Raw genomic sequence first — 19,114 nt, 5'->3', positions numbered from 1 at the left:
GGTCTTCTCATCAATCGGAACATCTTTATAGCTGGATACAATCGCAAGCACAATACCTAAATCAATTGCGGGTTCATTCATACGGATACCCCCGGCAATATTTACATATGCATCGCAGGAACTTAAAGACAGTCCCAGTCTCTTTTCTAATACAGCCATCAGAAGATTGACCCTGTTATAATCCGTTCCTGCAGCTGTTCTTCTTGGCATTCCAAAATTGCTGTGGCACACCAGTGCCTGTATTTCCAAAAGAATCGGACGGGTTCCCTCCATAGAGCATGCCACTACAGAACCGGATGCTCCTTCCGGCTTTCCACTTAACATATATTCTGAAGGATTTTCCACTTCCCTTAACCCTTCATTACACATTTCAAATACACCTATCTCATTCGTGGAACCAAAACGGTTCTTCACGCCACGCAATATACGATATGCCGCATGACGGTCACCTTCAAAATACAATACCGTATCTACCATATGTTCTAACACACGGGGACCTGCCACAACACCCTCTTTGGTCACATGGCCGACAATAAAAATAGAAATACCAAGCCCCTTTGCAATCTGCATCAGAACTCCGGTTGCTTCCCGGACCTGGGAAACACTGCCGGGCGCCGATGTAATATTTTCATTATACATGGTCTGAATTGAGTCAATGACCACGATTTCCGATTTTGTTCTGCTAATCACTTCTTTGATAGTATCCAGATTGGTCTCACAAAGCAGTGATAAAGTATCGCCAAATTCTCCGATACGCTCTGCACGAATTTTTATCTGCTGCAGGGATTCCTCTCCGGAAATATATAATACATCGGTCTTCTGCAGGGAAAGATTCCGGCACACCTGTAAAAGCAGCGTGGATTTTCCAATTCCAGGATCTCCACCGACTAAAACAAGGGAACCTTTTACGATTCCACCTCCCAAAACCCGGTCTAACTCTTTTAGTCCTGTAGTCAGCCGCTCTTCCCGTCCTGTTTTAATATCTGCAATTTTTACAACTTCTGCTTTCGCTGCTTCCTTCCGCACTTTTGCAGGTGCTGATTTATCTATCACTTCTTCTACAAAAGTATTCCACCCGCCGCATCCCGGGCACTGTCCCATCCATTTGGATGATTCATAGCCACAGTCCTGGCAGAAAAATACGGTTGCTTTTCCCTTTGCCATCTGTTTTCCCCCTTATTCTTGCAATAACTGTCTTTCTTGCTACTCGCGTAAATTAGTAAAAAGAGAACCCAATCCGCTGGAATTGGATTCTCTTTCTTATCATCTTATTGATATATCCATTTATACTCTGGATACTTTTACTGCAACCGGAGTTTCCGGGTCTAATTCAACGCTAAGTGTTAATTTACCACCTAAATTGGTCTTCATCTGACCAATTGATTTTCCTGCTACAAATACATCATACTCTGTCTCTTCCATTAAGCCAAGTGTAATCTCTGCATCTTCCGGTCCTTCTACTTCAAATTCCACACCATTTTCGGATGCTGCCATATTTGTAACTGCAGTTCCTGGAACAGATTCATATACAAACATTCCATTTCTCTCTAATTTGGTAATCTCACGAAATGTCTTAACTTTGTACAAATCTCCCGCATGTTCAAAATTGTCCAGTTTGGATTTTGCTCCCAGTGTATAATCTCCAAAACTGATTGTTCCGTTTGCTTCTGAACGAATTAATTCTGCAACTACAGCCATTTTTTATCCTCCTATAAGCCACTATCCCACGATGGCTTTTTCGTAAATTTTATGAAAATATTATAGCTTATCTCGACACATTTTTCCAGTTATTTTGATGAATTCACAACGGTTTTTATTTCCTTTTTTACCATGCGGATTTCCACATCATCTCCCGGCTTGATTTTACCGGATAAAATCTCTTCTGCCAGCATATCTTCTATCTGTGTCTGTATCATACGCCGCAATGGTCTTGCTCCATATTTCGGATTGTATGCCTTCTCGGCAATGTATCCTTTTACGCTGCCGGTTATGGTCAGATGAATGTCCATCTGTTTTTCACACCGGTCAATTAAAGATTTGCTTAAAATGGTGACAATCTTCTTCATGTCCTCTTTATTGAGAGCCCGGAATACAATGGTCTCGTCAATTCGGTTTAAGAACTCCGGCTTAAAGATTCTCTGGACTTCTTCCATTACACCATTTTTCATGTATTCATAATTCTTCTTTTCATCTTCACCTGTAGCAAATCCAAGCTTCTTCGGTGCAATGATAGACTGCGCCCCTGCATTGGAAGTCATAATGATAATCGTATTCTTAAAATCTACCCGTCTGCCCTGGGCATCTGTAATCTGTCCATCATCCAGTACCTGAAGCAATACATTAAATACATCCGGGTGTGCCTTTTCAATTTCATCAAAAAGAATAACAGAATATGGTTTTCTTCTGACCTTTTCGCTGAGCTGGCCGCCTTCTTCATAACCTACATATCCTGGCGGTGAACCAATCATTTTGGAAACACTGTGTTTTTCCATGTACTCTGACATATCAACGCGAATCATTGCCTGCTCATCGCCAAAGACAGCCTCTGCCAATGCCTTTGTTATCTCTGTTTTACCAACTCCGGTCGGTCCTAAGAAAAGGAATGAGCCTATTGGACGATGTGGATCTTTTAATCCTACCCGTCCTCTTCTGACCGCTCTTGCCACTGCACTGACTGCTTCTTCCTGCCCTACCACACGCTTATGCAGTGTTTTTTCCAGACGATTGAGACGTGCAGCCTCACCCTCTGCCAGTCTCTTTACCGGTATCTTTGTCCAGTCAGATACGATTTCTGCGATTTCATTTTCCCCGACAACAAGTTTCTTCTTATCTGCATCACGATGATATTTTTCAACCTGCTTTTCATATTTCTTGCGGGCAGCTTCCTTCTCCCTGCGGATTGCCCCGGCATCTTCAAACCGCTGTTCCATCAACGCCGTCTCCATATCCTCCTCTAACCGGGCAATCTTACACTCCAGTTCACTGATTTTCTCCGGCATTTTAAATCCGCCAAGGCGAACCTTAGAGGAAGCTTCATCCATCAAATCAATTGCTTTATCCGGCAGATAACGGTCTGCAATATAACGGGCAGACAGCTTCACTGCCGCTTCTATTCCGGCATCTGTAATCTGTACATGATGATGCTTCTCGTAGCGTTCTCTTAATCCCTTTAATATTTCTATTGCCTGCTCTTCCGTCGGTTCTTCCACCGTTACCGGCTGGAAACGACGTTCCAGGGCTGCATCTTTTTCAATATATTTACGGTATTCTTCTAATGTGGTTGCTCCGATTAATTGTATTTCTCCACGGGCAAGGGATGGCTTTAAAATATTGGATGCATCAATAGCGCCTTCCGCTCCACCTGCTCCGATAATGGTATGAAGTTCATCTATGAAAAGAAGTACATTTCCTGCTTCTGTCACTTCACGAATGACTTTCTTAATCCGCTCTTCAAATTCTCCACGGTATTTAGAGCCTGCTACCATTCCGGATAAATCCAGTGTTACCACTCGTTTTCCCCGGACTGTATCCGGAACCAGTCCGGATGCAATACGCTGGGCAAGTCCTTCTGCAATAGCTGTCTTTCCAACTCCCGGCTCTCCAATCAGGCATGGATTATTTTTCGTCCTGCGGCTTAAAATCTGAATCACGCGGGCAATCTCTGCCTCTCTGCCAATCACCGGGTCTATCTCACCATAGGCTGCCATAGCAGTTAAATCCCTGGAATACTGATCTAAGGTTGGCGTTACTTCTACTGCTTTCTTTTTTCCGGATTTGCTTGCCGCAATCTCCTCTTTATAGTGGTTTACGTCTTCTCCCATGGCTACCAGAGTCTCGATATAAATCTTCTGGATATTCACACCCAGTGTATTCAACAGACGTACACCGGCACAGTCTGCCTCTTTCAATAATGCAATTAAAAGGTGTTCTGTTCCGATATTCTCATTGTCAAAACGCTCTGCCTCCTGGTCAGCGGTCTCAATGATATGCTGAATCCTTGGAGAATAACCTTTCCGGTCTAATACTGCCACATCCGAAGATGGAGCGATTAAATCTTCTATCAGTTCTACCAGACGGGCTTCTTCTACTCCCGCATCCATCAGAACGCAGGCAGCTACTCCACTGCCCTCTTTTAACAATCCCAGTAAAAGGTGCTCTGTTCCAATATAATTATGATGCATGCTTCTGGCTGCCTTTGTCGTCAGTTCTATTACTTTTTGCGCTTGTTTTGTATATGGTTTATGCATAAAATCCTCCTGTCACTACGCGCCAATTCTCTTATAAATCATTTAAATCCATTACTTCAATATCATCATCTGATGATTCTTTCTCAATAAAGTCATCATGGCTTGCAAAGATTCCATTATCTTCATCATCGTCATCAAAAATATCTTTACTCCGCCGTCTCTTCTCTTTTTTTTCTCTCTTTTCCTTTTCACGTTTCTTTCTGCCGGACATAAATTCCGGTTCTTCTTCAAATTCTTCCATAAAGTCAGTTTCACCTAACCGTTCTGTCACTTCTTCCGGTAACTGAGCAGCGGAATCCGCTTCTTCTTTTTCTTCTGACTCTGCTTTCTCCGGTAAATCCTTCACTGCACTGGTCTCTTTTTCTTTGACCGGCTCTTCTTCGACTTTACCGGTATCTTCTACGAATTTCTGTTTCTTCTTTGTCTTTCTGCGTTTTTCCTCTTCAAAGATATCTACTGCTTCTTCGATTTCATCATCTTCCTCTTCTTCATAACCTCTTCTTCCACGAAGCAAAAGATTGATAATGATAAAAATAAGAATTACATTTATTACAATTAATCCGGCAATTATTTTTAAATCCCGGTCTTTTCTAGCGGTATATTTGTCATTTAGGTCATTTAATGCATTCTGAAGATAGGTGGTATCGGTATCCTCCTCCGTGCTGTCACTGTACTGGTATTCGCTGAAGGTTCCATCACTGGTATTGTAATTATACCAGCCTTCCTGTCCATCATTTGTCATTCCATATACGGTATAAATATTTTCTGCATCTGTTGCGTATGCATCTTCAAATGTGCTGTCCCCAACCTGAATAGGCGTGGTTGCTTCGCCCGGTAAAAAGGAAGTCACTGCCGAAGGTGTCATTAAAATCAGATAATTATCCCCATTATCGATACGAATATATGGGCACACACTGCCATCGGTGCCATTTACCACATAAAAGCCTGCATTTCCTGCTGCATCTGTCATATATAAAAGAGATAAATTACCATTGTTAAAAGCAGCACCACGGTATTCAGCTCCCTGATAAGTTACCTGCGCTTCTGTAAAATCTGCCGGAATCTGTTCTGCTGCGAAATCTTCTGACACGGTATAGGCAGATACAGTATCGTCCGGTGTGGCTGTATCTGTGCCATTATCTGCTCCGGTATTATTGTCCGCCGGAGTATTGCCTGTGTCTGTGCTTGTTGTAGTATCTGTATTTGTTGTAGCACCTGTTGCAGACTTGGTTATGGTCAGATGATAAGTTGCAAGATTTCCATTCTCTGCCTGCACTACTACGTCAATCTTTGTATCTCCATCTGTTTTTAAGGTAGTGGTTCCCACCCCGGACTGAATCGTTGCTGCCGGATTTACCGTTTTTGCACTTACCGTCACGCTGCTTACATCCTGTCCTACCTGTACCGTATAGTACATACGGCTTCCTTCAAATGCAGGTGATAATGAACCCTCGGCTACTGTCAGTGTCTCCAGCGAATTATCCGCAGGACCTGCATATACCTGCATCAGCATTCCTGACATGGCAAAAATGCAAATCAATGTCATGAAAAGTATCTCTATCTTACGAATTGTTTTCTTCATTTTCCGTCTCCTTCAATTCCCTTTTTCTCCAAAACAACAGAAAATCTTCTTTTGATTTTCCTGTACAATATAATCAGTTTCATTATAGAAAACTATCGGGAATGCGTCAACCTCAATTCGAAAAACCATGTCGTACTTATCCCACGGATATGTCTAACGGTTTGCCCTGATTAACCATCCCCACACAACTCCGGCAAGAGAAAGACCTGCTGTAATTGCTGCTCTGTGGTTCCAGTCTGTAATATCCTGTCCCAGCAAAGCTGCCAGCAGTAATAATGTTCCGCCGCTTACCATAAGGGCTGCAAGAGCTGCAAGCACTATCATTTCCATTCTTGACGGATGTTTCTTTCCTCTTCTTACATGTACTGTATTATCACGCATAATTGTGACCTCCCTGTGTCTTTTTTCTTATCTTTTCCTTCGCTTTTCTGCCACTTTTCTGGTATTTTTCAGTGGCTTTGCTCTCTGATAAGATCATGTTACAACAGGATGTGTCCCATATTTCGTACCTATATTATGTAAACTTATTTCCCAATTTTTTCTAAATACTTTGTTCCGAATCCAACCTTTTACAATAAATATAACGCTTGATAAACACCATAACCTGTCCGTCAGCTTCTTTGGATGCATAACAATGCAAAAGAGTTCTGCCGGCACAACACCCACAAAACTCTTTTCTCATATCCGTTATATTACTTTATTATTCGCTCTTTGTCTAATTTGCCGTACTGCCTCATAGAGCAATACGCTTACAGCTACCAGCAGACATCCCCACTGGTTCGCACTGAAAATCTTTCTGTCTTCATAATACCTCAGATAATCCAGTACGAATTTTAATATCGCATACAGCAACAGACTCTTTGGAATTATACCATTCCTTCTTCGTTCTGCCATCCTGTGAAGCAACAAAAACGCCAGCAGAAATAAGATCGTCTCTGCCAGCTGGACCGGAAAAAGGTATTCCCCCGCTGCTCCATTATCAAGATAGCGGATACTGCCAGGTCCCTGATATCTCATGCCAACACAACAGCCTGCAAAAAAGCAGCCTAGCTTTGAAACCGCATACATCAGTCCCAATGCCAGCACATATGCAGTCCATAGCTCTATCTTATGTTCCTTACTGATTTTTGTAAAAATCCACACACCGAGCAGGATGCCCGCCATACCGCCAAGACTGGAAAAACCAAATGTTTCTACTTTACCCTGTTCTGCCAGCTGCACAATAAAGGTATAAAATGCTCCAAAATATAATGCCAGGACTGTATTCAAAAGCTCTGAATAAAAGATATGACTGCCCCTTACTCCTGCTTTTTTCAAATACCATGTGACATAAAGATATGCCAGTACAAAGCTTAAGAGAAAACAGATAAAATACGGCGAAATTCTCCAGTGCAAAATCGTAATATCTATCATTTATTTTCCTGCCTCATCAGCCCGGACAGTTTCGGACACAGCTTATGAATGCCAGCCCACAGGCAATAATTGTTACTGCTATAAATACTACTACAAGAATGGCAAGTGCAATATAAAGCCACATCAGCACTTTACCAAATACACTCTGCGGATATTTTACACGGACCAAAATCATAAGTACCAGTGCTGCAATTCCACAGCCAGCCATAAGAAAAGTCAGAATTGAACCTAATACATAGCTGCTTGCGATATTATAATAAATTTCTTCTTTTCCTGCATCAAACAACAGTCCCAGAATAATATTCTTAATAAAAATTACTGCCATCGGTGCAAACATCAAAATCATGGAAATAATACATAATTTGTCTGCCTGCTTCTTATCTTCCGGAGAGAGCTCCGGTCGTGGCATTTTTCCCTGTCGTGGCGGCATATTCGTTGGCATCGGCGGTCTCTGCTGCATCTGCATGTTTGGTGGCATCGGTCTGCCCTGTTGCATCTGCATATTCGGCGGCATTGGTCCACCTTGCTGCGGCGGCATATTCGGTGGCATCGGCGGTCTCTGCTGTGACGGCATGTTTGGTGGCATCTGGTTCCACTGATTATTCATAATTTATCCCTTTACCCTTTCTCAATACATATTACATTTCCTGCAACTTTTATTAGAGTGCTTTCTTCTCTTTAATCGGCTGTTTTTCATCACAACTATAGGTCAGTTTCTCTCCATAGGTCTGCTCGTAAACAGCTTTCCACGCTTCATAATTCTTATCCCGCATCTCACAGGAATTCTGTGCACGCTTTTTATTCGGATCCGGATAAATCGGTTCACAGAAATGCACCGTATATTCCTGCACATAGAATCCGTCATCATCTAAAACATCACTGTCTTCCATGGTAATAAATACCGGAAGTACCGGCTTATTATTTCTGGCAGCGAAGGTAAATGCGCCCTTCTGCAACGGTCTTGGTTTCCGGTAATTCCACCACATTCCCTGCTCCGGATAGACAAGTACAAACTGATTTTTCTCTAATACCCTGTCTACGGCAGCAATAAATTTCTCCATGGTCTTAAAATTAGAGCTTAACGGCAGTGTGTTGCAATGGCGCATTAACACTCCGTAAAATCCCGGAAATCCGGTATAATTGCCTTCCCGGATTACACGGTACATTTTTTTCTTTTTCAATTTACCCTGCTCGAAGGCAAGCTGGATGGCAAAGCTGTCAAATGCATTGAAATGGTTACAGGTAATGACTGCTCCGTCTGCTACTTTTTCAAGATTTTCAATGCCTTTGTATTCTTTGATTATCAACTGCTTTTTCTTTATCAGCATATTGACAAACCATCTTGCTACTTTAAATGCATATTTGGTCTGTGTCTTGCTCTTTAAACTTCTTGGAAGATAATTAATATCTTCCGGCATCAGAACCGGTGCCGGTGGATTTTCTTCTGCATCTTCTGAAAATCTTCCTTCCCGCTCCAGTTCCTCTATGTGAGCAAGCAGCGCAAGCTTACTTTCTGATTTTCCGGCTTTTTCCATCTTGCGAAGATAATTATCTTCTCTGTTAATCTCAGATACCGCAAGCTGGATTAATTTCTCACCAGACACGCTGTCATTGCGGCGCTGCTCATCGGTATAATTGGCAAGTCCTTCTTTTATGGCATCATAATCCGCTGTCATCTTCGCATATTTCCAGAAATACTCTGCCAGACGGCAGTCTTCATAATGCCATGGTTTGGCTGCCATATTAAAATGGAATAATCCCACCTCTTCTTCCGGGCAGGCAAGTTCTCCAAATACCTGTGCATTCCACTTCGGTTCCATATAAAGCACCTGATTCCTGCAAATCAGATTCAGGTAATCCTGATCCTGCGCTACCACAAAAAGATAGATGTGAAGCATCTCTAAGAATTCATCTAAAAGATGATTTTCACGGAACTGACTGCAGTTCATCAGCATTACTCCGGCGTTGAAATATCTGGCACGCTTTACGCCTAATACCTTTTCTACATAATCACCTAAGATATCTGTCTGCGCTACCACACGGTCCGGACAGACTCCGGCATATAATTTACCAAGCTTATGGTCATATAATTCTGCAATATTTCCCACTACGATGGTATCGCTGTCAATATAAAGTGCCTTGCGGTACTGTGGAAACATATCCGGAATAAAAAGCCGGAAATATGTTGTGTTGGAATAATAGTCACGAATCGGAAGCTTATCTGCAATGCTCCTCATCTTGTCTGTAACATCCACAAAATCAATTGCAAATTCTTCATCTGCCATGGCAAGCACTTTTGCCTGGATTGCTTTCGTAATTCCCATATGTAAAATGTAAATATGATATTTCCGGCTGCGGTCTGCATTTTCCATGATGGACTTCATGGAAACCATCGTATATTTTACAAATCCTTCATCGCAGGCAAAGAAAATCGGTATCTCCGCTTTCTTCCCATACTGTGATAAACTCTTCATTTCCATAAATTAACTCCTTACCTCTTAGTGTCCTGTTCAAATTTCTTTTTCAGATAAATATATTCGAACAGAATATCATCAAACGCTTCATACTTAAAAATTCTGTGAATTGCACTGACATTCCACTGCTTAATATTTGCCGTATGCGGATATGGCAGGTAAAAAAGCCGTTTGGAAAAATGTCTGATTATTGTACTCTTATGTAAGAACTTCTGGTCATTATATTTCTGCGGCAGCATTTTCTTTGCCGTGGTACTTCTGTATACTGCATCCTGATCCGCAAACAGTAATTTTTTTGTCTTAATGAGATGTCTTGCTTTTTCAAAAAGACCTGTTTTCTTAATCTCTGCCATATTAAAAAGCAATACTCCCGCATTGATATAGTTTGGATTGATTAAATATTTTCCATAGTGGTCTCTTGCTGCAGCATACTCATACCCTTTTACATCAATGTCATATAAAAGCTCCGGCTCCCGGTTAAATAAAATATCTGCATCCAGATAAAGAAGCTTATCCGGGATTTCCGGAATCTTATCTGCAAACAGACGAAGCAGGGTATATGGTGAACAATACGCACCTTCGTTCGGACAGCCTGCAAATTCTTCTTTATAAATATCTGTCACATCAATCTTGATTACAATATTTTCTTTGTTATAGGACTTTGCTACCTCATTTAAAAATGCAATCTGCTCATCACTCACCGGCAGAAAATCGTCTCTTAAATGTGATACATCCATTGTAAAAATGTAGATGCGGTATGGCTCTGTCGATTTCGTCCGCATAAAAATGGACAGCATCCCGGTCAGTATTCCATCAAATACTTTGACATTCCCCGAAAATAGAATATTTCTCATACATCACCTTTTTTGATATAAGTAGCAAGTACAAGGGTGTTCCTGCTGCTTCTTTCTTTCATCTGTTCATAAACCCTGTTTCTAAGGTCTGCTTTCTGCTCTTTTCCTCGCAATTTCGCATCCGGATAAAACGGACCATCCACATAGGTTACTATCTGCGGCTTTTTACTATGCTTCCGTTTCTGATATGTATTGGTAAAACAGATTACCGGGCATTGATACTGCACCGGATAACGGAAGGAAGAATCCTTAAAAGGACGTATCTTCGTATAATAAGGCCAGATATGTGCCTCCGGATATATCATCACGCATTTTTTCGCAGTGATTTTCTTTCCGATTTCTTCTAAGAAATGTTTCATGGCATCCTTATCATCCGGCAGCGGCAACGCCCCAAGATATGGCGTTACTTTTCCGAAAAAGGGCATAGAAACATTATTCGGATGCACAATCACATATACGTCCGTCGGATGTGCCAGCATTGTGGGAATCAATGCATCTGCTCCTGCATTGGTATGATTTCCGTAGAGGAAAAATCCCTGTCCCTTTAACGCTTTTATTTTTTCCCATCCCACTATCTTATGACGGTATTTTATCTTTAAAAAGCACCATGCCACCGGTTTTGCAATGAGATTATAACAGATAAAATGTAATAATTTCCTTCCCAAGCTGTCCTGGCTGTACTGATATGTTCCATCAATTTTCTTCGCAGTTATCTTTGCTTCCGAAAATTCATCCTCTAATTCATTTTCATAGTAGTATACTCGCATATCCCACAGTTTACTATTTCTTGCTATTTTTTGCAACTTTTCTGAACAAAGAATGTGCCTTGGCACATTCTCGCGCCTGCGGCGGTCGCTTACGACATCTACCTTATACGCCGCAGTGCGCATCCTCGCAGAGCGTTTTTACTTTACAGGAAAGCAATTTCCTGTAAAGTAAAAAGGCTCCTGACAAAATATGCCAGAAGCTGCTTTTTGCATTTTAATATTTTACATGGAAGCCCCGTTCCGTCTCATCCAGTGGAAGTTCTTTTCTGTCCATGCTGCGGATTTCGATGTAACGGTCCTGGCAGAGTCTTTGAATTATCATATCAATTTCTTCCGGCAGTCCCTGCAATTCTGCCTGTACCGAGCCGTCATATTCATTGCGCACCCAGCCAGTCACACCAAAATGCCCCGCCAGATGCGACATGCGATAGCGGAATCCCACACCCTGGACATATCCGTTAAACTGATAAAAAACACGAATTTTTCTATTTTCTGACATACGACCACCTCTCTTTATCTTTCCAATGGTATCAATCTCTTCCATCCAGACTAACGTGCCCGTTGCCTTTTTAAGTTTCTGATTAACTGCGGCGTATGTAATGCCAGTATCCGGTTGACCTGATTGACAACATGTGAATTATTTAACACATATACGATTCCGGCACTTAATCCCAGCAGGATAAAAAATGCTATCCAGCCCCAGTCTCCCAGATAATCATAGATTCCGGCAAACATCAGAATATCCCGTAAAATCCGGTGCAGCATATACACCGGCATGGTATTCTGTCCGATTACTGAAAGTCTTGTCTTTCCTCTTGGAATAAAAAACATGATTGCCCAGGAAATAAGAAATGCTGCAATCATCAGGGAGAGGCGGACCATCGGTCCTTTCCACACTTCTTCCAGTTCATAGTAGGATATATTTTCATATACCATTCCCAGGGAATCTTTCAACCTTGCTCCATATGCCAGAATAAAGATACAGATTGCCTCCGCGCATGGAACCACCAGTCTCTGAAACTTTGGCTGCAATGCTTTTTCCAGTGTCTTCTGCTCCAGAAAATAGCCCAGATAGAAAAACGGTCCAAATACCAGAATTCGTGACAGACATAAAAAGTCCCCCACATTTTTAAAATAACCAGCTGTTAATGCCAGCACTACCGTAAGCAAAAGAACCGGCACCGCTTTACATTTACGGACAAGTGGTATCGTCAGATACCATACAATCATTGCAAATAAATACCACGGTGCACCACTCTGGGAAAGGAAATCTATCTCCGTAAATTTTTCAAATCCCGCAATGGCATATACTATCTGAATTGCCACAACGAACACAACATATGCTTTCAGCAGATACAATATTTTCTTAAAATTATACTGTCCATTTTTATAAATTTTCTTGGCAAAATAGCCGGAGATAAATACAAAAAGCGGCATATGAAATACATAGATGAGCCGTTTCACCACCACCAATGGATTGTCTCCACGGATAGGGAGCAGGAAATGTCCCAGCACAACCAAGAATATCAATACCGCTTTTAAATTATCAAAAAAATAGTCTCTTTCTTTATTCATCCTTTTACATCCTCGCATTACCGAAAATGTATTATAGAACTTTTGCGGGAGATGTCAAGATTTTTTATCATTTAGGGCGAATCTGCCCGAGAATAAAGAATGTGCCTTGGCACATTCTCGCGCCTGCGGCGGTCGCTTGCGGCATCTACCTTATACGCCGCAGTGCGCATCCTCGCGGAGCGTTTTTTACTTTACAGGAAAGCAATTTCCTGTAAAGTAAAAAAGGGTACTTGAAAAGCCAAGTACCCTAGTGTATAATTTACTTAGAAAGGTAATCGGATATGCTCCGATTTGCCCTCAGTGAAAACTATTTTTGAAATAGCATCTACTTTTGGACGAGTGGGATGCTATTTCTTTTTATTATTATGATTATCTATGTAAGATAGCGCCGCGAATATTACTAGCAACAAAGTAAGAACTTCTATTGTGTTCATAGGGCATCACCCTCCTTTACCAACTAGAGGGCATCTAATAATCGGAAAACACATCCTGCTTTCTTTTTCAATTATACATTAATATTATACCATGTGAAGAACATATGTTCAATAAGTTTGTTTTTAATTATCTATCTTCATCTTTCCGTACAATCCCTTCTCCATCAAACTCCGGGATAAAACTCTCCTCTGCTACACCCCCTTCCTGGATGAAGCCATTTTCAATGCCAAGTTCAATCGCATAATCCACCACCGCATCATATTCCGCTTCCGTTACCCGGCGGCTTAATTCCGGATACTCCCTGCACTGTGGCAGCGGCGTATACTGATTCATAATGCTGATAAAAATCTGACCGCCATAGGTCTTAAGAAGATAAGATATCACACGCTTGGAATCTTCCACACAGTCCGGCATAACAAGATGGCGCACAATGACGCCTTTTCTCATCAGAAGAGACTCCCCGGCTTCGCTGCGCTCCTGATATTCTGCTGCGTCAAATATCATATTATTCTGCTGTTCCGAAATTTTCTTTTTCTCATCTGCCGGAAATTCTGCACTGCTGCCTTCTTTGCCTGCTGCCCGTTCGAAAACAAATTCCGGCTCGCCTACCTGCCGCACCATTTCTGCAATTGCTGCACTGGCATAGGCAAAATAGTCCGCTGCATGGGAATACCTGCTGCTGATTGTGCTGTCAACATATTTTAAATCAGGAAGATAAATATCCACATAGCCCTCTAACAGGCGAAGTGTTTCCACCTTTTCATAGGAGCTGGTATTATAAACAATCGGAAGATAAAGTCCCTGCTGCTTTGCCAGCTTCAGTGCTTCAACCACCTGTGGTACAAAATGTCCTGCCGTTACCAGATTGATATTATTTGCACCCTTTTCCTGCAATTCCAGGAAAATTTCTGCCAGCCGCTCTATACTTATTTCAATTCCAGCTTTTCCTGTGGCAATATTGTGATTCTGGCAGAAGATACAGCCTAAATTACAGCCGCTGAAAAAGACCGTTCCGGAGCCATTCTGCCCGGAAATACACGGTTCTTCCCACATATGAAGTGCCGCTCTTGCAGCCTTTATAGCTGCTGTCTGACCGCAGACTCCCATTTCACCTTTTTTACGATTTACGCCACATTCTCTTGGGCAGAGCATACAATTTTCCATCTCTTTTACCTTTCCTTTATTTTTTCTTGCGGTTCTTCCCACTCCCCCCGGATTAGTCTTGCCTTTTCCGATTCTATCATATATAGTTATTCTTGTAGGATATTTTCTTATCGTAACTATAACTTTCTTATATATCCTAACACAAATCTTTGAAATCACAAAGGAGTCTGACTATGAATACATCGATTCAAAACTGCATGGTTGCCCAGTCCGGCGGACCAACCGTTGCAATAAATGCAAGCCTTGCCGGTGTCATTAAAGGTGCTGCCGGCTGCTATGGCACTGTTTACGGTTCCGTAAATGGAATCTTAGGTATTTTAAATGAACATTATCTTAACCTTTCCGAAATTATGGAAGCGGACGAAAATGCATTAGAGCGTCTGATTCACACACCGGCAATGTACCTTGGTTCCTGCCGTTTTAAGCTGCCGGATTTTATGGATGATGATTCTTCTTATAACTATATTTTCAAGCAGTTTGAAAAGCTGAATATCGGTGCATTCTTCTATATCGGCGGAAATGATTCCATGGATACCGTATTAAAGCTTTCCGAATATGCCGAGCGAATCGGAAGCAATGTCCGCATTATTGGTATTCCAAAGACCATCGATAATGACCTGATGGTAACAGACCACACTCCGGGATTTGGTTCCGCCGCCAAATATATTGCATCTTCTTTACTTGAAATTGCACATGATACATTTATCTATGCCGTAAAGAGTGTAACAATCGTAGAAATTATGGGACGCGATGCCGGCTGGCTGACCGCCGCTTCCGCCCTTGCCAGAAATGAATACAGCGATGCACCGCATCTTATTTATCTTCCGGAATGCAATTTTGACAAGGAGGAGTTCTTAACAGATGTGCGTGCGCTCTTAGAGGAACACAACAATATTATCATTGCGGTATCTGAAGGAATTCATGATGCAGAAGGCAATTACATCTGTGCTGGAGAAAGCATGGAAGATACCTTCGGTCACAGCCAGTTAAGCGGTGCCGGTAAAGCATTGGAATATCTGATCAAAGACAATATCAACGTAAAAGTCCGTTCTGTAGAAGTAAATGTATTACAACGTTGCGCTGCCCACCTTTCTTCTGCCACCGATTTAAATGAAGCAGTTGCTTCCGGTGAACATGCTGTTGCGTTTGCAAAACAGGGCATTACCGCTTCCATGGTAACCATGAACCGTACTTCCAATGCACCATATACCATCGAATATGGTTATGCAGAAATCAAGAACATTGCGAATGAAGCAAAATCCGTTCCGAGAGCATGGATTAACGAGCGCGGAAATGATGTTACTGAAGAAATGGTTGAATATCTTCTCCCACTGATTCAGGGCGAGACTTCCATTTCCTACGAAAATGGACTGCCAAATTATATGAACGTGTCACACCTGACTAACAAACGTTAGTTACCCGCATATTCAAAATCCGCTGTCCCGGTTAAGACATTTTAATCAGTCTTTTCCGATACAGCGGATTTTTATTCCGAAATCATCTCAATGAATTTGCCGACTTCAGCCCATGCCCGCTTGGATTCCGGCATCATAAGCATTGCCATCTGGAACACATGAAACATTCCTTCGTAAATGCTTAAGCGGACTTTTACGCCCTGCTTCTTTGCCTTCTCTGCTACGGATGTGGAATCACTTAAAAGCATCTCATAAGAACCAACCTGAATCAGCATTGGTGGAAATCCTATGAAGTCACCAAACAACGGTGAAATATAAGGATTCGTTTCGTCTGCGTCTCCCACATAATCCTTATTATAAATGAGACTGTCCCTTGTATTTCCAAATAACGGGTCCCGCTCATAATTCGTATCATAGGATTCACCGCTGGCAGTCAGATCTGTCCAGGGAGACATGGCAATCAGTCCGCAGGGAAGTGCTTTCCCATGATCCTTTAAGTACATGCAAAGTGCCAATGCCAGTCCACCTCCGGCAGAATCACCTGCCACAATAATCTGTTCCGGCTTAAATCCACAGCTTAGCAGCCATTCATAGGCTTCCACCGTATCTTCCAATGCTGCCGGGAAAGGATGCTCTGGTGCCACGCGGTAATCGATGGTCAGCACACTGATTCCTTTTCCCACCTCACTGTAAAGTCCGGCAAAGGTACGGTAGGCATTTCGCATTTTTCCAATATACCCGCCACCATGCAGCTGCAGAACTACTTTATCTTCCCTTGGATTCTGCATGGAGGTTAAAAGCTCCATTTCAAACTGTGGCATCTTAATTTTCTGCATCAGAAAACAGTCCGGGCATTTCCACGCCGGTTCCACCATTTTCTTACGAAGCTCTCCGGTCTTTAATTTTCTTCCTATCAAGTTATCACTTGCAAAACGGGCAATTAGGTCACGGATGACTCTGCCCTGTACACTCGTCTTACTTTCTTCCATAATCACCTTACATGAAATCTTCTCTTTAACTCTAGTCTGGCTCTGCGGTCACCGATAATCAGCGTTCCGAGGAATAAAAATACCGATATTCCAAATGCCAGTTCACTTAAGCCCGGATGGGTCACGATGTGAAGTGCTATCAAAAGCAGCGGTATCAGGCTGCATACAATTCCAAATAACTGGAACATCAGATAACTCTGCCAGTTTCTGGAATTGATAATCATGAGCAGAACAATACCTGCATCTAACAGCATAATGCCTGCTGGAAGCACATAATTAACCGACCAGCCATGGAATCCCACTATCCAGTCAATCAGAATCACATATAAAATTCCGGATAATGTAGTTGCTATGATTTTCGTCCGGTATCCACTATTGCTTAAAATATCCAGCCGGAAAATCAGGAACAGATACCAAAGACCTGCGATTGCAATCAGGCTCCAGAGTTTTCCCTGATACCAGATATAATTAAGATAGCCTGCTGCCACACTGCCTAATAACACCAGAAAGAATATAATATTTGTCACACATTTTAATCTTCTGGTGGGAATCCATGCATCCGGATAGGAATTGCAGCCCTCTTTTCCCTCTTCTAATACACTGTGGCACAGCGGACAAATCTGGCTGTCGTCTAAGATTTCCACATTACAGTTCTTACATTTACTCATAATACACACCATTACTTTCTATTTCCACATTCAGACCATCCTCTGACAGTTTTCGGAAAAATCCACGCTGCAGGGATGTATCTTTTAAAACAGAACTAAAGGTAAATGCCAGCGTATCCTGATAGGAACAAATCGTTCCTTTGATATTCTGTCCCTTTGACATGGCAAGGAATGCATAAAACATCTTGATATATGGCTGGTAATCCTCTTCCACTTTCACATTTCCAATGTTGGTTACAGTGGATGTATTTGCCAGTGCTGCCGATGTATACACATAACGCATGGCAATATTTTTCAAAAACAGCGGTACTGCTCTTGCAATCAATAATTTCTCATTGGACACATTGTAAGAAAACAGTTCCTCTAAATGCTCTTTATTAATCTGTTGATGAAGACTCTCTGTAGTAAGCTTCAATACTTCTTCAAACGTATAGGAATTCTCCACCGGTTCAAACTCTGCAGATACTACTGTAAAAAAGTTCTTGGTGGTAATGGAATTAAAATACGGTCTTAAATTCACCGGAACCGCCACACGAATCGGGCGTGTGTCCGGCATGCCATGCAGATATTCCCGATATACGCTGTAAGCAAATGCCGCAACCAGATACTCATTGATGCTGACACCATATTTATGACATACCTCTTTCAATGCCGGAATCTTTACAAATCCATGAATTACTCCAAATTCATCGGTTCGTAATTTTTCCCCTTTGATAAGATATGCTTTCTTTGTCTTATATCCCTTGGCATGGCTGTGCTTGTAATTTTTAAGGAAGCTGTCCTCACGGTTCATGGATGTGTCGCTGCTTAACTTATCTCCCAGCTTCTCCTTCAGTTCCGGATGCACCAGTCTTAAATACTGATAGGTCAGCTCCTTTAAGAAATTGATTCCGCCCATGCCATCTGTCAGTACATGAAAGACCTCAAGGTTAATCCGGCATTTATAATAAGTTACCCGGAAAAGATAGCTGTGGTTCTTATTCTGTCTGATAAAACGGCATGGAAAATGTCTTTCTTCCTGTACTCTTGGAGCACTCTTGCCATTCTCTTCAAAATAATACCAGAAAATTCCCTGACGCAGTCTCAAGTTAAAGCCCGGAAATTTCGGAAGTACGATATCCAGTGCCTGCTGCAGATACTCCGGCTGTACCTCTTCCTTTAAGGTAACTGCAATCCGGTACACATTGCTCATTGCTTCTCCTGCAATTACCGGAAAAAGATGTGCCGTATTATCCAGCCGGTCCCATTTGATATCGGTATGACGGCGCTTATTATCTTCTGCTTTCCGCTGCTGCTTCTCCTGCTTTTCCAATTCCTTTGAAGCGGCTTTCTGCTGCCGGCTCTGCTCTTTGACAGCCTGCTTTTCCTGTTTACTTTCTGCTTTGGCGGCGGCTTTTTCCTGTTTGCTTTCTGCTTTAGCGAAAGCTTTCTCCTGCTTTATCTTCTCTTTATGTTGTTGTCTTAGCTTTTTTTCTTCTTTACTCATAACGAATATTATAAAATAATACGCATAAAAATACAACCGGCGTTT

Annotated in this window: 17 protein-coding genes (1 of these 17 cut by a window edge); 1 reads left to right on the top strand and 16 read right to left on the bottom strand. The window is 42.0% G+C overall.

The window, feature by feature from the left end; translation table 11 throughout:
* The 13 genes from radA to DV740_RS13060 form a co-directional block, all read right to left on the bottom strand.
* Positions 1 to 1,164, bottom strand: partial view of a DNA repair protein RadA gene (gene radA / locus DV740_RS13120; protein ID WP_118088290.1) — the 5' portion only. The gene continues 210 nt to the left of window position 1, outside the view; 1,164 of the gene's 1,374 nt are visible here — the first part of the coding sequence; the start codon lies at positions 1,162 to 1,164; its stop codon lies beyond the left edge, outside the window.
* 120 nt (positions 1,165 to 1,284) lie between these two features.
* Positions 1,285 to 1,698: a hypothetical protein gene (locus DV740_RS13115; protein WP_022243974.1), complete on the bottom strand. Its 414-nt coding sequence runs from the start codon at positions 1,696 to 1,698 to the stop codon at positions 1,285 to 1,287.
* An 89-nt stretch (positions 1,699 to 1,787) separates the two neighbouring features.
* Entirely contained in the window at positions 1,788 to 4,247 is a 2,460-nt protein-coding gene (locus tag DV740_RS13110) for an ATP-dependent Clp protease ATP-binding subunit (RefSeq protein ID WP_118088289.1), read from the bottom strand.
* Between the two features lie 31 nt (positions 4,248 to 4,278).
* Positions 4,279 to 5,829 carry a cadherin-like beta sandwich domain-containing protein gene (locus tag DV740_RS13105; RefSeq protein WP_118088288.1) on the bottom strand — a complete coding sequence of 517 codons (1,551 nt, stop codon included), beginning with the start codon at positions 5,827 to 5,829 and terminating at the stop codon, positions 4,279 to 4,281.
* Between the two features lie 153 nt (positions 5,830 to 5,982).
* Positions 5,983 to 6,210, bottom strand: a complete 228-nt coding sequence (locus DV740_RS13100) for a hypothetical protein (protein WP_022243971.1) — start codon at positions 6,208 to 6,210, stop codon at positions 5,983 to 5,985.
* 306 nt (positions 6,211 to 6,516) lie between these two features.
* Positions 6,517 to 7,242 (bottom strand): prolipoprotein diacylglyceryl transferase family protein, encoded by a 726-nt coding sequence (locus DV740_RS13095; protein WP_118088287.1) that lies wholly within the window; start codon positions 7,240 to 7,242, stop codon positions 6,517 to 6,519.
* A 16-nt stretch (positions 7,243 to 7,258) separates the two neighbouring features.
* Positions 7,259 to 7,849: a hypothetical protein gene (locus tag DV740_RS13090; RefSeq protein WP_117697625.1), complete on the bottom strand. Its 591-nt coding sequence runs from the start codon at positions 7,847 to 7,849 to the stop codon at positions 7,259 to 7,261.
* Between the two features lie 52 nt (positions 7,850 to 7,901).
* On the bottom strand, positions 7,902 to 9,722 hold the full coding sequence (locus DV740_RS13085) for a glycosyltransferase (protein WP_118088286.1): 1,821 nt from the start codon (positions 9,720 to 9,722) through the stop codon (positions 7,902 to 7,904).
* 11 nt (positions 9,723 to 9,733) lie between these two features.
* Positions 9,734 to 10,570 carry a glycosyltransferase gene (locus tag DV740_RS13080; RefSeq protein ID WP_117697621.1) on the bottom strand — a complete coding sequence of 279 codons (837 nt, stop codon included), beginning with the start codon at positions 10,568 to 10,570 and terminating at the stop codon, positions 9,734 to 9,736.
* Complete coding sequence (locus DV740_RS13075; RefSeq protein WP_117697619.1) at positions 10,567 to 11,337, bottom strand: lysophospholipid acyltransferase family protein; 771 nt, start codon at positions 11,335 to 11,337, stop codon at positions 10,567 to 10,569. The genes DV740_RS13080 and DV740_RS13075 overlap by 4 nt, the downstream gene beginning before the upstream one ends.
* A gap of 214 nt (positions 11,338 to 11,551) precedes the next feature.
* Positions 11,552 to 11,836, bottom strand: coding sequence for an acylphosphatase (locus tag DV740_RS13070; protein WP_022243967.1), 285 nt, complete (start codon positions 11,834 to 11,836; stop codon positions 11,552 to 11,554).
* A gap of 50 nt (positions 11,837 to 11,886) precedes the next feature.
* Positions 11,887 to 12,912 carry an acyltransferase family protein gene (locus DV740_RS13065; protein ID WP_158561575.1) on the bottom strand — a complete coding sequence of 342 codons (1,026 nt, stop codon included), beginning with the start codon at positions 12,910 to 12,912 and terminating at the stop codon, positions 11,887 to 11,889.
* A gap of 561 nt (positions 12,913 to 13,473) precedes the next feature.
* Complete coding sequence (locus DV740_RS13060; protein WP_118088317.1) at positions 13,474 to 14,511, bottom strand: radical SAM protein; 1,038 nt, start codon at positions 14,509 to 14,511, stop codon at positions 13,474 to 13,476.
* Positions 14,512 to 14,684: 173 nt separating this feature from the next.
* Here DV740_RS13060 and DV740_RS13055 point away from each other — a divergent pair, with 173 nt between their 5' ends.
* The gene (locus DV740_RS13055; RefSeq protein WP_118088284.1) at positions 14,685 to 15,926 is read left to right on the top strand and encodes a 6-phosphofructokinase; all 1,242 of its coding nucleotides are present in this window, start codon (positions 14,685 to 14,687) and stop codon (positions 15,924 to 15,926) included.
* A 71-nt stretch (positions 15,927 to 15,997) separates the two neighbouring features.
* Here DV740_RS13055 and DV740_RS13050 read toward each other — a convergent pair whose 3' ends face one another.
* Genes DV740_RS13050 through DV740_RS13040 form a run of 3 tightly spaced genes read right to left on the bottom strand, consistent with a single transcriptional unit; the run spans position 15,998 to position 19,069 of the window.
* Positions 15,998 to 16,915 (bottom strand): alpha/beta hydrolase, encoded by a 918-nt coding sequence (locus DV740_RS13050; protein ID WP_117840628.1) that lies wholly within the window; start codon positions 16,913 to 16,915, stop codon positions 15,998 to 16,000.
* A 2-nt stretch (positions 16,916 to 16,917) separates the two neighbouring features.
* Entirely contained in the window at positions 16,918 to 17,583 is a 666-nt protein-coding gene (locus tag DV740_RS13045; protein WP_118088316.1) for a DUF6320 domain-containing protein, read from the bottom strand.
* Positions 17,576 to 19,069: a cell envelope integrity protein TolA gene (locus DV740_RS13040; RefSeq protein ID WP_242994319.1), complete on the bottom strand. Its 1,494-nt coding sequence runs from the start codon at positions 19,067 to 19,069 to the stop codon at positions 17,576 to 17,578. Before DV740_RS13040 ends, DV740_RS13045 begins: the two co-directional genes overlap by 8 nt.
* Positions 19,070 to 19,114 lie beyond the last annotated feature (45 nt).

The organism is Roseburia sp. AF02-12 (genome assembly GCF_003461765.1).
Taxonomy (GTDB): Bacteria; Bacillota; Clostridia; order Lachnospirales; family Lachnospiraceae; genus Roseburia_C; species Roseburia_C amylophila.
Note: the sequence above shows the minus strand (reverse complement) of the source record. Positions and strands in the feature narration are given on the sequence as shown.